The 1,089-nt window shown below is 43.2% G+C and carries 2 protein-coding genes; both read left to right on the top strand.

Annotation, left to right across the window (positions count from 1 at the left end):
* A partial coding sequence (locus R7Q38_RS24565; protein ID WP_318114681.1) for a LysE family translocator occupies positions 1-313 on the top strand: 313 nt, incomplete at its 5' end.
* On the top strand, positions 314-880 hold the full coding sequence (locus tag R7Q38_RS24560) for a hypothetical protein (protein WP_005477711.1): 567 nt from the start codon (positions 314-316) through the stop codon (positions 878-880). It abuts the gene before it with no gap.
* Positions 881-1,089: the final 209 nt, after the last annotated feature.

Genomic DNA, 1,089 nt, shown 5'->3' with positions numbered 1-1,089 from the left:
GCAGGTATACAGTGGAAAACGTTCGCTTAGAGAGGGCTTTCTCTCAAATGTACTAAAACCAAAAACGGCAGTGTTTTACTTGGCATTTTTACCGCAATTCGTTAATCCGGAAGGCTCACCATTGTTGCAATCTATGACGATGGCCGCTATCCATTTTGTTATCGCAATGGTTTGGCAATGTGGCTTGGCTGGGGCTTTAAACTCAGCAAAGAACTTGCTCAAAAATGCCAGCTTTATGAAATGGATGGAAGGAGTAACAGGTGCTGTGCTTGTTGCGCTAGGAATTAAGTTACTGATTGAAGAACCACTTTAAATGCGCAATTTATACCGACTTGCTTTAATGTTGACGCTGTTTTTGTTGGGGTTTGCGAGTGCTGTTGCTTGGATGACATTACCACAAATCAAGTTTTCACCTCGGGGGATGGAGTGGGGGTGGCACTGGGCGCACTTTGAGCCGTTTTCTAATGGTATCCAAAAGGCGCGAACGCACGACACCAAACAGCTCTTGTTAAGACGAGTTTACCTTGACGATGCGATCGTCGTTTTTGTATCTACGACGTTAGACAACAAGTTTGAAATCGATGTTGTGCAGGAGAAAACTTGCAAACCGAACGCCACAACTTGGGCATCCGTATCAGTGAATCGCCAGCGAATGGCGCATGTGCCAATGGTGTGTGATAGCGTCGGACAGAGTTATTTTTACCGTTACATAGGTAAGCATTTAGATTCGCTGGAATTTGGTGTTGATGAGTCTTTCATTACGGAAGATTTTGCCCATTGGCCAATCGCGGATATTAAAGTTGATCAGTTCAAACAGCAAAACGCTAAGTTTTTTGAGCAGCGTGGAGAGAAGGTTGAACATCAGTGGTTACGTGATTAACGCTGTCATCTGAATCTAGATAAAAATAAAGCCCGCTAAACATGAGCGGGCTTTGTGTTTTAAGGTTTCTAACTCGTTTAAGTGCAGGCTTAACGGTTCTTTGTAGAGCTATGCTTTTACCGCATCAAGATCATCAGATTGAACTGAAGGGTTAAAGAACAATTTAGTTTCTGCTAGTACAACATGACGAAGCGCAATCAAACCAATAA

This window comes from Vibrio sp. Vb0598 (genome assembly GCF_033338935.1).
In the GTDB taxonomy this organism is placed as follows: Bacteria; Pseudomonadota; Gammaproteobacteria; order Enterobacterales; family Vibrionaceae; genus Vibrio; species Vibrio alginolyticus.
Note: the sequence above shows the minus strand (reverse complement) of the source record. Positions and strands in the feature narration are given on the sequence as shown.